The organism is Pseudomonas sp. NY15374 (assembly GCF_048068255.1).
GTDB classification, from domain to species: domain Bacteria; phylum Pseudomonadota; class Gammaproteobacteria; order Pseudomonadales; family Pseudomonadaceae; genus Aquipseudomonas; species Aquipseudomonas machongensis.
In genome coordinates this window covers 105,038-117,813 of sequence record NZ_JBLUPZ010000011.1, presented here as the reverse complement: position 1 = coordinate 117,813, position 12,776 = coordinate 105,038, and the positions used below count along the sequence as shown (strand labels likewise).

General features: G+C 64.5%; 11 protein-coding genes and 1 pseudogene. 6 read left to right on the top strand and 6 right to left on the bottom strand.

Features of this window, described 5'->3' with window-relative positions; translation table 11 throughout:
• Positions 1–2: 2 nt before the first annotated feature.
• Positions 3–398 (bottom strand): peptide-methionine (R)-S-oxide reductase MsrB, encoded by a 396-nt coding sequence (gene msrB / locus ACNFHO_RS21625; RefSeq protein ID WP_054893045.1) that lies wholly within the window; start codon positions 396–398, stop codon positions 3–5.
• 168 nt (positions 399–566) lie between these two features.
• Between msrB and ACNFHO_RS21620 the strand changes: the two genes are divergently transcribed.
• Together ACNFHO_RS21620 and htpX are read left to right on the top strand one after the other, a co-directional pair.
• Positions 567–1,778, top strand: coding sequence for a pyridoxal phosphate-dependent aminotransferase (locus ACNFHO_RS21620; RefSeq protein ID WP_054893044.1), 1,212 nt, complete (start codon positions 567–569; stop codon positions 1,776–1,778).
• A gap of 227 nt (positions 1,779–2,005) precedes the next feature.
• A complete protein-coding gene (gene htpX, locus ACNFHO_RS21615; RefSeq protein ID WP_402763611.1) occupies positions 2,006–2,893 on the top strand; it encodes a protease HtpX in 888 nt (295 codons plus the stop codon).
• 74 nt (positions 2,894–2,967) lie between these two features.
• Here the strand turns inward: htpX and ACNFHO_RS21610 are convergent, their stop codons facing one another.
• Positions 2,968–3,615, bottom strand: a complete 648-nt coding sequence (locus ACNFHO_RS21610) for a thiopurine S-methyltransferase (RefSeq protein ID WP_416767311.1) — start codon at positions 3,613–3,615, stop codon at positions 2,968–2,970.
• Between the two features lie 102 nt (positions 3,616–3,717).
• On the opposite strand from ACNFHO_RS21610, the gene ACNFHO_RS21605 reads away from it, so the two are divergent.
• Entirely contained in the window at positions 3,718–4,485 is a 768-nt protein-coding gene (locus ACNFHO_RS21605) for a DODA-type extradiol aromatic ring-opening family dioxygenase (protein WP_416767309.1), read from the top strand.
• A gap of 70 nt (positions 4,486–4,555) precedes the next feature.
• Here ACNFHO_RS21605 and ACNFHO_RS21600 read toward each other — a convergent pair.
• Together ACNFHO_RS21600 and ACNFHO_RS21595 are read right to left on the bottom strand one after the other, a co-directional pair.
• A pseudogene (locus ACNFHO_RS21600) lies at positions 4,556–6,269 on the bottom strand (DEAD/DEAH box helicase).
• A 399-nt stretch (positions 6,270–6,668) separates the two neighbouring features.
• Positions 6,669–7,424, bottom strand: coding sequence for a spermidine synthase (locus ACNFHO_RS21595; protein ID WP_416767308.1), 756 nt, complete (start codon positions 7,422–7,424; stop codon positions 6,669–6,671).
• Positions 7,425–7,541: 117 nt separating this feature from the next.
• Here ACNFHO_RS21595 and ACNFHO_RS21590 point away from each other — a divergent pair, with 117 nt between their 5' ends.
• Entirely contained in the window at positions 7,542–8,888 is a 1,347-nt protein-coding gene (locus ACNFHO_RS21590; protein WP_416767306.1) for a class II 3-deoxy-7-phosphoheptulonate synthase, read from the top strand.
• On the opposite strand, the gene ACNFHO_RS21585 is transcribed toward ACNFHO_RS21590, so the two are convergent.
• Positions 8,869–10,122, bottom strand: a complete 1,254-nt coding sequence (locus ACNFHO_RS21585; protein ID WP_416767304.1) for a winged helix-turn-helix domain-containing protein — start codon at positions 10,120–10,122, stop codon at positions 8,869–8,871. The two genes, ACNFHO_RS21590 and ACNFHO_RS21585, sit on opposite strands and share 20 nt — an antisense overlap.
• Before the next feature lie 103 nt (positions 10,123–10,225).
• On the opposite strand from ACNFHO_RS21585, the gene ACNFHO_RS21580 reads away from it, so the two are divergent.
• Together ACNFHO_RS21580 and ACNFHO_RS21575 are read left to right on the top strand one after the other, a co-directional pair.
• Positions 10,226–10,642: a Spy/CpxP family protein refolding chaperone gene (locus ACNFHO_RS21580; protein ID WP_416767303.1), complete on the top strand. Its 417-nt coding sequence runs from the start codon at positions 10,226–10,228 to the stop codon at positions 10,640–10,642.
• A gap of 69 nt (positions 10,643–10,711) precedes the next feature.
• Entirely contained in the window at positions 10,712–12,043 is a 1,332-nt protein-coding gene (locus tag ACNFHO_RS21575; protein WP_063543796.1) for a sensor histidine kinase, read from the top strand.
• 60 nt (positions 12,044–12,103) lie between these two features.
• On the opposite strand, the gene ACNFHO_RS21570 is transcribed toward ACNFHO_RS21575, so the two are convergent.
• Complete coding sequence (locus ACNFHO_RS21570; protein ID WP_054893256.1) at positions 12,104–12,661, bottom strand: NAD(P)H nitroreductase; 558 nt, start codon at positions 12,659–12,661, stop codon at positions 12,104–12,106.
• Positions 12,662–12,776: the final 115 nt, after the last annotated feature.

Here is a 12,776-nt window from a genome sequence, read left to right as displayed (position 1 = left end):
CTTCACGCTTGCGGTTTGAAATCCAGGCATACCGAGTTGATGCAGTAGCGCAGCCCTGTCGGTGGCGGGCCGTCCGGGAACACGTGGCCCAGGTGCGCGTCGCACTGGGCGCAGGTGACTTCGGTGCGGATCATGCCGTGGGAGGTGTCGCGGATCTCGATCATCGCACTGTCCTCGATCGGCGCGTAGAAGCTCGGCCAGCCGCAACCGGAGTCGAACTTGGTCTGCGCATCGAACAACGGCAGGCCACAGCAGATGCAGTTATAGATGCCGGCGCGCTTTTCGCTGTTGTATTTGCCTGTGAACGGTCGTTCGGTCCCCTTCAGGCGGCATACCTGGTATTGAGCGGGGTCGAGCATCTCGCGCCATTCTTCAAGTGTTTTGTCGATCTTTTGCATGGATGGACCTCGGCAGGCTGAATTTCACCCTGCGCCGTCTTTTCCCTGGCGCGGGTGGCACGTATATTAGTTGGCTTGTGTGCAGACGATCAGTCTGGCACCCGCGCCCCGTCCTTTTCAAACCTTTTGACGACCGCGCCCCGCGACTTATCCATTCGGGATCACATCATGCAGTTCAGCAAATCGAACAAGCTCGCCAATGTCTGCTACGACATTCGCGGTCCGGTGCTCAAGCACGCCAAGCGTCTGGAAGAGGAAGGCCAGCGCATCCTCAAGCTGAACATCGGCAACCCGGCGCCCTTTGGTTTCGAGGCGCCGGACGAAATCCTCCAGGACGTGATCCGCAACCTGCCGACCGCCCAGGGCTACAGCGACTCCAAAGGCCTGTTCAGCGCGCGCAAGGCGGTGATGCAATACTGCCAGCAGAAGCAGATCGAAGGCGTCGGCATCGAGGACATCTACCTGGGCAACGGTGTGTCCGAGCTGATCGTGATGTCGATGCAGGCGCTGCTCAACAACAATGACGAGGTGCTGATCCCGGCCCCCGACTACCCACTGTGGACCGCAGCGGTGAGCCTGGCCGGCGGCAAACCCGTGCACTACCTGTGCGACGAGCAGGCCGACTGGTTCCCCGACCTTGACGATATCAAGGCCAAGATCACCCCGAACACCAAGGCCCTGGTGATCATCAACCCGAACAACCCGACCGGCGCGGTGTACTCCAGGGAGCTGCTGCTCGGCATGCTGGAACTGGCCCGCCAGCACAACCTGGTGGTGTTCTCCGACGAGATCTACGACAAGATCCTCTACGACGAAGCCGTGCACATCAGCACCGCCTCGCTCGCCCCGGACGTGCTGTGCCTGACCTTCAACGGCCTGTCGAAGTCCTATCGGGTCGCAGGCTTCCGCTCCGGCTGGCTGATCATCTCCGGGCCCAAGCACCACGCGCAGAGCTATATCGAAGGCATCGACATGCTGGCCAACATGCGCCTGTGTGCCAACGTGCCGGCGCAGCACGCCATCCAGACCGCCCTGGGTGGCTACCAGAGCATCAACGACCTGGTATTGCCGCCGGGCCGCCTGCTCGAACAGCGCAACCGCACCTACGAGTTGCTCAACGCCATCCCCGGCGTCAGCTGTGTCAAGCCTATGGGCGCCTTGTACGCCTTCCCGAAAATCGACCCGAAGGTCTGCCCGATCCACAACGACGAGAAGTTCGTCCTCGACCTGCTGCTGTCAGAGAAACTGCTGATCGTCCAGGGCACCGCCTTCAACTGGCCGTGGCCGGACCACTTCCGCGTCGTCACCCTGCCGCGAGTGGATGACCTGGAGCAAGCCATCGGCCGCATCGGCAACTTCCTGCGCACCTACTCGCAGTAAGCGATCAAGGCCTCGTCGTGCCAACCGGCCGTGTTGGCACGACGCCCTCCGCCCCACGGATGAATTCTTACATCCTGCAACGGTCTATCTCCCGGCGACTCGCCGCGGCTCTGTCATACTTCGCGGTACACAGTTTGAAATAGTCGGCCAGTTGAATCGCCTCGGCCGCCACCTTATATACCCCGCAGTAGAGCGACATTTTCATCCGTCAGGAGAACGTAACAACCATGATGCGCATTCTGTTGTTTGTAGCCACCAACCTTGCGGTGGTGCTGGTTGCAAGCATTACCCTCAGCCTGTTCGGTTTCAACGGGTTCATGGCCGCCAACGGCGTCGACCTGGACCTGGGCCGCCTGCTGGTCTTCTGCGCCGTGTTCGGGTTTGCTGGCTCGCTGGTTTCGCTGTTCATCTCCAAGTGGATGGCGAAGATGACCACCGGTACCCAGATCATCACCCAGCCGCGCACCCACCACGAACAGTGGCTGCTGCAGACGGTCGAGGAGCTGTCCCGCGAGGCGGGCATCAAGATGCCGGAAGTGGGCGTGTTCCCCGCCTACGAGGCGAACGCCTTCGCCACAGGCTGGAACCGCAACGACGCACTGGTCGCCGTTTCGCAGGGCCTGCTCGAGCGCTTCTCGCGGGACGAAGTACGTGCGGTACTGGCCCATGAGATCGGCCACGTCGCCAACGGCGACATGGTCACCCTGGCACTGGTCCAGGGCGTGGTGAACACCTTCGTGATGTTCTTCGCACGTATCATCGGCAACTTCGTCGACAAGGTGATCTTCAAGAACGAAGAAGGCCAGGGCATCGCCTATTACGTCGCAACCATCGTCGCCGAGCTGATCCTGGGCATTTTGGCCAGCATCATCGTCATGTGGTTCTCGCGCCGCCGCGAGTACCGCGCCGACGAAGCCGGGGCACGCCTGGCAGGCACTGGCGCGATGATCGCTGCCCTGCAGCGCCTGCGCTCGGAACAAGGTATGCCGGTGCACATGCCCGATACGATGAAGGCCTTCGGCATCAACGGCGGCCTCAAGCAGGGCCTCGCCGGCCTGCTGATGAGCCACCCGCCGCTGGAAGACCGTATCGATGCACTGCGTCGTCGCGGTTGATTCAACGCGGCAATTGGAAAGGGCGACTCAGGTCGCCCTTTTCTTTGCTCGTATTCTGGCCAGAAGAAGGCCGATCATCGCTGCAACCGATAGACCCGCTCCACCAGACTACCGACTCCCGCCTTCTGGAATTTGGGACTGTCCTCGATAATGTCCGGCGCCTCCAACTCGGCCACTTCTTGCCATCCAGCAAATCCGCGCCGGACTTCGTCATCCGGCACCGAGAACGGCGGCCCATCCAGACGCGACTGATCGTAGTCCAAGGTGACCATCAGCCCCTGGCAAGCAGCCGGCAGGCAGGCAGAAAGCAACTCAAAGTAACGGGTACGCAGCGCCTGCGGTAGTGCAATCACCGCAGCACGGTCATAGAGCCCCGCGCACTGTGCCAGATCTTCCGCCTGCAACGCGAAGAAGTCACCACACCACAACTCCACCAGGCCGCTGCGCCAAATCTCGAAGGCGCCATGGCGGGACACCTCGGCCTCAAGGCTGTGCTCCCGGAAGAAATCCGCCACCGCACGTTGCGACACTTCCACCCCTAGCACCCCATACCCCTGCCCCGCCAACCAGGCGACGTCCAGGCTCTTGCCGCACAAGGGCACCAGCACCTGGCTGCCGGGGGCCAGCATGGGCCAGTGTGCCTGCAGGTACGGGTTCACCTGCGACTGGTGAAAGCCGATCTGGTTGTCCGCCCACCGCTTGTGCCAGAACGCTGGCTCCATGACTCCTCCGATTTTTTCGATAGATAACTTGCAAAACTTATATTGGATGTCGATCGGTAACTGATCGAAGATGGCGGCATCTTAACCGCTCAGGACCCCGCCATGCTGCCTAGCCTGTTCATTTCCCATGGTTCGCCCATGCTTGCCCTGCAACCCGGCGCCAGTGGACCGGCACTGGCCCGCCTGGCGGCAGGCCTGCCGCGGCCGAAGGCGATCGTGGTGGTTTCCGCGCACTGGGAGAGCCAGGGACTGTCGGTGATGAGTGGCGCCCAGCCCCAGACCTGGCACGACTTTGGCGGCTTCCCTGCTGCGCTGTACGCCGTGCAGTATCCGGCCCCTGGCGCTCCCGAGCTGGCACGCCAGGTAGCAGGCTTGCTCGGTGACGCCGGGCTGCCCGCCCAGCTCGATGCACAACGCCCCTTCGACCACGGCACCTGGGTGCCACTGTCGCTCATGTACCCGGATGCTGGCATCCCGGTAATCCAGGTTTCGCTGCCCAGCCGCCAGGGCCCGGCCCTGCAGTTGCAGGTTGGCGAGGCCCTTGCCGGCTTGCGCGCCCAGGGCATACTGCTGGTCGGCTCCGGCAGCATTACCCACAACCTGGGCGAACTGGACTGGCATGCCGGGCCAGACGCCATCGAGCCCTGGGCACGCGCGTTCCGCGACTGGGTGGTCGAGAAATTGAAGGCAGAGGATAGGGCCGCGCTGGAAGACTATCGGCAGCAGGCACCTTTCGCGGTGCGCAACCACCCGAGCGATGAGCACCTGCTGCCCTTGTTCTTTGCCATGGGCGCAGGCGACAGGTTCGGGATCGTGCACCAGGGCTTCACGATGGGAGCACTGGGAATGGATATCTACAGGTTCGACTGATTTCATACACCCCAATCGGCAGGCAAAAAAAATCCCCGGCAAAGCCGGGGATTTTTCATTGCTGCAGGACTCAGTCCTCGCGATAGCGGCGCAGCTTCAGTTGCTTGCCGGCCACGCGGGTGTCCTTGAGCTTGGACAGCAGACGCTCCAGGCCCTCTTCCGGCAGCTCGACCAGGCTGAAGCTGTCGCGCACCTGGATGCGACCGATAGCGTCACGGGCCAGGCCGCCTTCATTGAGAATCGCACCCAACAGGTTCTTGGCGGCGATACCATCACGGGCACCCAGGGCGGTACGGCAACGCACGCGGCCTTCGGCCAGCGGCATCGGCGCGCGACGCTCGCGGTCACCGCGCTCGCTGCGCTCACCACGATCACTGCGCTCGCCGGTGCGCTCACGCGGCGTGTAGGTCGGCACCAGCGGTTGCTCGCGCTCGACGGCAGCCAGGTCCAGCGGCTGGCCATTGGTGGCCTTGCGCAGCAACGCGGCAGACAGCGCGCGAGCCGAGCAGCCCAGGTCGGCGGTCAGGCGGTCGAACAGCTCACCATGGGTGGCCTCAGCTTCAGCCACCAGCGGTGCGAGGCTTGCGGTCAGCTTCTTGATACGCGCATCCAGCACGGCCTGCGGGCCAGGCAGACGAGCCTCGGCAACCTTCTGCCCGGTAACACGCTCGATCACCTGCAGCATGCGACGCTCACGCGGCGTCACCAGCAGCAGTGCGCGCCCATCGCGACCAGCACGACCGGTACGGCCGATACGGTGTACGTAGGATTCCGGATCGTATGGCATGTCCACGTTGAACACGTGGGTGATGCGCGGTACGTCCAAGCCACGGGCAGCGACGTCGGTAGCGACGACGATGTCCAGGCGACCGTCCTTGAGCGAGTCGATGACGCGCTCACGCTGGTTCTGGGCGATATCGCCGTTCAGCGCAGCAGCCTTGTAGCCCTTGGCTTCCAGCGCGGCGGCCAGGTCCAGGGTGGCTTGCTTGGTACGCACGAAGGCGATCAGCGCGTCGAATTCCTCGACTTCCAGCAGACGCAGCACAGCCGGGATCTTCTGGTCGGCGTGGACCATCAGGTGGGCCTGCTCGATCGCGGTGACGGTCTGGGTCTTGCTCTGGATCTTGACGTGCTTGGGCTCGCGCAGGTGACGCTCGGCGATCGAACGGATCGACGACGGCAAGGTCGCGGAGAACAGCACGGTCTGGCGGGTGGCAGGGATGGCGTCGAAGATCACTTCGAGGTCGTCCATGAAGCCCAGCTTGAGCATTTCGTCGGCTTCGTCGAGTACCAGGTACTGAACGGTGGACAGCACCTTCTCGTCACGACGCAGGTGGTCGCACAGACGGCCAGGCGTGGCGACGACGATCTGCGCACCGTTACGGATGGCACGCAGTTGTGGGCCCATTGGGGCACCACCGTACACAGCCACCACGTTAACGCCCGGCATCTGCTTGGCGTAGGTTTCGAAAGCGGTGGCTACTTGCAGCGCCAACTCACGGGTTGGCGCCAGGATCAGGGCTTGCGGTTCGCGCTTGCTCACGTCGATCTTGTTGAGGATCGGCAGGGCGAAGGCAGCGGTCTTGCCGGTGCCAGTCTGCGCCTGGCCGATCATGTCATGACCGGCGAGGATGATCGGGATCGACTGTTGCTGGATGGCCGACGGCTCTTCATAGCCGGTGGCCAGAACGGCGGCAACGATGTTCGGATGAAGATCGAGAGCGGCGAATCCGCCGGTTTCCTGGGTCATGGGTCTGCCTCTATGTGCATCCGCAAAGACCCATGCTCCAAAGCTGCACATGCCTTGAAAGACCCGGAGGTCACCCAGGCAGCTTTGGCGGCGGGGATTTGCGAAAACGATTGAAAAAGAATTACGTGGGAAAGGTCCGCCTAGCGGACGTGCAGCCGAAGCTGGACTCGGAGGGTTTGCACCACCTGATTTTGAGGTCCGCTAAAAGACCGGCGCGTACTATATACGAATTCGCGTTGATCTGTGAGAACTTTTTCACAGGCAGCGGCCATTATAAGGCCATCATTTAATCGAAAACTGAAACGTTTTTTCACGAGCGGCGGCGACTGCTTCGCGGGTAAACCCGCTCCCACAGGGTCGGCGCCACGCTCAAGGGCAGCGCTGCCCCTGTGGGAGCGGGTTTACCCGCGAAGGGTACGCCGCAGCTTTACGATCAGCTCGCCGGCCGAACTTCGCGAATCAGGAAGTCCAGCGAATAGCCCAGCCGCGCTGCCAACGCCTCGGCCCGCGCCCGCAACCCCTCCAGATCCAGTGCCTGCTCCAGATCCGCCGGCACCAGCAGGATCACGTTGCCCTCCTTCACCGGCAGCTCCCAGTAATGCCGGTGATACAACCCACGCAACAATGCCGCACCCAAAGGCCGACCATCGTCGCCGGCCCACTGGTTGATCACCAGCCAGCCTCCCGGATTGAGCTGCTGCTGGCACTGTTCCAGAAAGCCCCAGGCCAGATGGCCTACGCCCGGGCCATGATCGGTATAGAGATCGACGAAGATCAGGTCGGCCTTCTCAGCCGTGGGCAGCAGCTCCAGGGCATCGCCAACGCGCACGTACAAGCGCGGATCATCGTCGAGCCCCATGTATTCCATGGCCAGACGCGGCACGTCCGGGCGCAGCTCGATGGCCTCGACATCCTCCAGCGGCAGGAACTTCAAGCAGGCCTGGGTCAGGGTACCGGCCCCCAGCCCCAGGAACAGCGCGCTCTCCGGCTGCGGATGGCAGAGTGCACCGACCAGCATTGCACGCGTGTAGTCGTACTCCAGCCAACTGGGGTCGGCGGTGAAGGTACAGCTCTGCTCGATGGCGTCACCGAATTCGAGGAAGCGATAATCCTCGACCTCGTACACACTGATGACCCCGTAGGCATCTTCCACCCGGGCCAGCAGCCGTTCTTCCCGCTCCGTCGCCATCGCCTGCCACCTGCACACACAAAAACCGGCATTGTCCGCCAATGCCTGCGGTGCAACAAGCGCGCTGCCAACTGTTACCATGGCAGCTACGCCTGAACCGACCACATCGAGCCCGTGATGAACCGACCCTGGACCCCCGACAGCTGGCGCGCCCTGCCAATCCAGCAACAACCGACCTACCCCGACGCCGCTCACCTGCTCAAGGTCGAGCAGACCCTGGCCAGCTACCCGCCGCTGGTGTTCGCCGGCGAAGCCCGCGAGTTGCGCCGCCAGTTCGCCGAGGTCACCCAGGGCCGCGCCTTCCTGCTGCAAGGTGGCGACTGCGCCGAGAGTTTCGCCGAGTTCTCCGCCGCGAAGATCCGCGACACCTTCAAGGTGCTGCTGCAGATGGCCATCATCATGACCTTCGCCGCTGGCTGCCCGGTGGTGAAGGTCGGGCGCATGGCCGGGCAGTTCGCCAAACCGCGCTCGGCCAACGACGAAACCATCGGCCAGGTCACCCTGCCCGCCTACCGCGGCGACATCGTCAATGGTATCGGCTTCGACGCCGCCAGCCGCGTCCCCGACCCTGAGCGCCTGCTGCAGGCGTACCACCAGGCCACCGCCAGCCTCAACCTGCTGCGCGCCTTCGCCCAGGGCGGCTTCGCCGACCTGCACCAGGTGCACAAGTGGAACCTGGATTTCATCGCCAACTCGGCGCTGGCCGACAAATACCATCAGCTTGCCGATCGCATCGACGAGACCCTGGCCTTCATGCGTGCCTGCGGCCTGGACAGCGCACCGCAACTGCGCGAGACCAGCTTCTTCACCGCCCACGAGGCGCTGCTGCTCAACTACGAGGAAGCCTTCGTACGCCGCGACAGCCTGACGGGGGACTACTACGACTGCTCGGCGCACATGCTGTGGATCGGCGACCGCACCCGCCAGCTCGACGGTGCCCACGTGGAGTTCCTGCGGGGCGTGCACAACCCGATCGGGGTCAAGGTCGGCCCAAGCATGAACACCGAGGATCTGATCCGCCTGATCGACGTGCTCAACCCGGACAACGACCCCGGCCGCCTTAACCTGATCGTGCGCATGGGGGCGAACAAGGTCGGCGATCACCTGCCCGGGCTGATCCGCGCCGTCGAGCGCGAGGGGCGCCAGGTGCTGTGGAGCTCCGACCCGATGCACGGCAACACCATCAAGGCCAGCAGTGGCTACAAGACCCGCGATTTCGCGCAGATCCTCGACGAAGTGCGGCAGTTCTTCCAGGTGCACCAGGCCGAAGGCAGCCACGCCGGGGGTATCCACATCGAGATGACCGGGCAGAATGTCACCGAATGCATCGGCGGCGCCCGACCGATCACCGAAGATGGCCTGTCGGACCGCTACCACACCCATTGCGACCCCCGGATGAACGCCGATCAATCACTGGAACTGGCCTTCCTGATCGCCGAAACCCTCAAGCAGGTGCGTCGCTGAGGGCCTGACGCAACGGCCCTGCCGACTCGCGCGCGCAATCCAGGCGCACCCGCTCCAGGCCCAGCCACCCCGCCAGCCGTTCCAGACTGCGGGCCAGGGCCTGGAAGCCCTCTTCATCCAGTCCCTGGACCTCCTCATGCACGGCATGCACCGCCAGCTCACCGCGTGCTCGCTCTGCACGCAGGTCCAGGCGCGCGGCGATACGGCCGTCGTGCAGGAACGGCAACACGTAGTAGCCATAAACCCGCTTGTGCGCCGGGGTGTAGATCTCCAAACGGTAGCGAAAGTCGAACAGCCGCTCGGTACGGGCCCGCTCCCAGACCAACGAATCGAACGGCGAAAGCAAGGCACTGGCCTCCACTCGCCGGGGAATGCGCGGCGTGCCGGCGCAGTACGCCGGCTGCTTCCAGCCCTGCACCGTGCAGTGTTGCAAGCGACCCTCGGCGAGCAGTTGCGCCAGGGCAGCCCGCGCCTGCGCAGGCGTGAGCCTGAAATAGTCGCGCAGGTCTTGCTCGGTCGCCACGCCCAAGGCCGTGGCGGCTTGCAGCAACAGTCCTTGCTGGGCTTCGCTGTCGGATAGCTCGGGCTGATCGAGGATCGCCGCCGGCAGCACGCGCTCCGGCAGGTCGTACAGGCGCTCGAACCCGCGGCGCCCGGCGACGGTGACCCGCCCGGCAGCGAACAGCCACTCCAGGGCATGCTTCTCCTCGCTCCAGTCCCACCATGGGCCGGCGCGCTCTTGCCGGGTCGACAGGCTTCCGGCGCCCAAGGCGCCCTGGTCACGCACCGCAGCCAGCACGCGGGAAATGACATCCTGACGCTCGCGGCCGAACTGCGCCAACTGCCGGTAGATACCCTCGCCCTGTTGCGCCCGCGCCATGCGCCAACGCATCAGCGGATAGAGCGACAGCGGCAGCAAGGACGCCTCATGCCCCCAATACTCGAACAACTGGCGCTGACGCCCACGGCCCCAGGCCAACTGGTCGAGCAATTCGGTCGGGTAGTCGCCCAGGCGTGAGAACAGTGGGAGGTAGTGCGAGCGCACCAGCGCATTGACCGAATCGATCTGCACCACGCCCAGACGCTGCAGCATGCGCTTGAGCGCAGCCGGCGTCGCGGCCTGGGGCTTACCGAAGCCCTGCGCAGACAGGGCCAGGCGTCGGGCCTGCTTGAGGGAAAGGCTGAAGGTCACGGCAAGAGCTCCACGGCAAGTCGGGTCACAGTGTAGCGCCATGACCGTCTTTACCCAGCCTTTACCCTGCCCTGACCGCCCTTGACCTTGATCTCCCTAGACTGGGCTCATCCGGTAACCACCGGCCTCAGAAAGGAGAAACACCATGCGCAAGACCCTTATCGCCCTGATGTTCGCCGCAGCCCTGCCGACCGTAGCCATGGCCATGCCAGACGGCGGCCCACGCGGTGACGGCCCGCATCACCGCGGTGACGCGCCTTTCGCGCCGCTTGACCTGACCCGCGACCAGCGCCAGCAGATCGGCAAGTTGATGGGCGAGCAGATGAAGCAGCGCCGCGACGTCACCGAACGCTACCTGGCCAAGCTGCCGGCGGCGGACCAGAAAGCCATGCAGGACGAGATCAAGGCCGGTCACGACAAGACCCAGAGCCAGATCCGTGCCCTGCTCAAGCCAGAGCAACAGAAGCAGTTCGACGAACTGCAGAGCAAACGCGCGGCAGACAAGGCTGAATGGCAGCAGTTCCAGGCCTGGAAAGCTGAAAAAGCCGCCAAGGCCCAGTAAGCTGTCCGACCGGTGCCCGGCTCGCGGTAATGCGGGCCGGGCCTTTCTCGTGTGTGGGAGGTACTCGTCTTGCGTTCATTGTTCTGGCGCATCCTGGCCAGTTTCTGGCTGGCCATCGCCCTGGTTGCGGGCCTGTCGATCCTGCTTGGCCACATGCTCAACCAGGACGCCTGGATTCTCAGCCGCCACCCCGGCCTGAACACCCTGGCCAGCCGCTGGGTACAGCACTATGAACAGGAAGGCCTGGAGGCATCGCAGCGCTTTCTGGAACGACGCAAGCAGCGCTACAAGATCGACGTCCAGGTGCTCGACGACAGCGGCGATGCCGTGGTGCCCGGAACCTTCCCGCGTCGCGCCGAAGACTTCGAGCGACGCCAGCACAACGACGAGCGGCGCCTGCCCTGGCGCCGCCTCACCGAGGAGTACACCAGCCCTGCCACGGGCGAAACCTACCTGCTGATCTACCGCATTCCCCACCCGGAGCTGATGGCCTGGCACCGTGAAAGCCTGATCTGGCCGCTCAGCGCCCTGGGAATCGCCCTGGTGGTGCTGACCCTGTTCAGCTTGCTGGTGACCCTCTCGATCACCCGCCCTCTCAGCCGCCTGCGCGGTGCGGTGCATGACCTGGGCCAGACCAGCTACCAGCAGAACAGCCTGGCGCGACTGGCGGTACGCCGCGACGAGTTCGGCGTCCTGGCCAACGACTTCAACAAGATGGGCGCCCGCCTGCAAAGTCTGATCGGCAGCCAGCGCCAATTGCTCCGTGACGTATCCCACGAACTGCGCTCGCCGCTGGCGCGCCTGCGCATCGCCCTGGCCCTGGCCGAACGCGCCGAGCCCGAACAGCGCCAGGCCCTCTGGCCGCGCCTGACCCGCGAGTGCGACCGACTGGAAGACCTGATCAGCGAAATCCTGGTGCTCGCCAGGGTCGATGCCGAGCAGGCGCATGCCGAGCCCGTCGATCTCAACGCACTGCTCGGCAGCGTGCGCAAGGATGCCCAGCTCAGCGTGCCGGAACAGGAAGTACGCCTGGAGGCCGAGCCAGGGCTGACCCTGCAGGGCTGGCCAACCTTACTGGAGCGGGCGGTAGACAACCTGGTGCGCAATGCGCTGCGCTTCAGCCCGGCAGGGCAGCCCATCGAGATTCGCGCCAGCCGCGAGCAGGAACACCTGCTGCTGAGCGTGCGCGACCACGGCCCCGGTGTGGCGCCAGAACACCTTGCGCAGCTGGGTGAGCCGTTCTTCCGCGCGCCGGGGCAGGACGCGCCGGGCCACGGGCTTGGCCTGGCGATCGCCCGGCGCGCGGCCGAGCGACATGGCGGGACGCTGGTGCTGGAGAATCATCCGCAGGGGGGCTTTGTCGCGCGGCTGGAGCTGCCGGTGGCCCAGGCAACGGCTTGAGCGTGCAAGAGCCGATGTGCCACGCGACTGGGCTGCGCAGCAGCCCAACACCCCCTCCGATCACTCGCCCCAGGCGCTGACGAACTCGGCCGTCTCCAGCACTGGCGGGGTACGCGGTTCATTGATCGGCGTGCCCAGGTACAGGTAACCGATCAGTTCTTCGTTCTCGGCCAGGCCCAGGCCTTTGTTCACATGGGCATCGAACGCCATGTCGCCGGTGCGCCACACCGCGCCGATCCCCTGGGCATGTGCCGCAATCAGAATGCCGTGGGCAGCGCAGCCTGCCGCCAGGCGCTGCTCCGACTTCGGCACCTTGAAGTGATCCTGTAGACGGGCAATGACCACGATCAGCAAGGGCGCGCGCAGCGGCATGGCCCGGGCCTTGTCCAGTGCCGCCTGGCTGGCATCGCCTTTGGCCTGCACGGCTTCGGCGAACAGCTCGCCGAGCTTCTCGCGCCCCTGCCCTTCGATGGTCAGAAAACGCCACGGCCGCAGCTGGCCGTGGTCCGGCGCACGCAGCGCCGCCTGGAACAACCCCTCGCGTTGGGCGGCATTGGGCGCGGGTTCAGTCAGGCGTGGCACGGAAACACGGTTGAGCAATGCGTCGAGAGCCTCCATCGGCTACCCTCCTGGCAGAAGAAATGTGCCGCCATTCTAAAGGACCTCGCGCACATGTGGAGTCGACTTGCCCGCGATCGCGATCAAAAGTCCGCCCCCCACCGCCGGGCACACG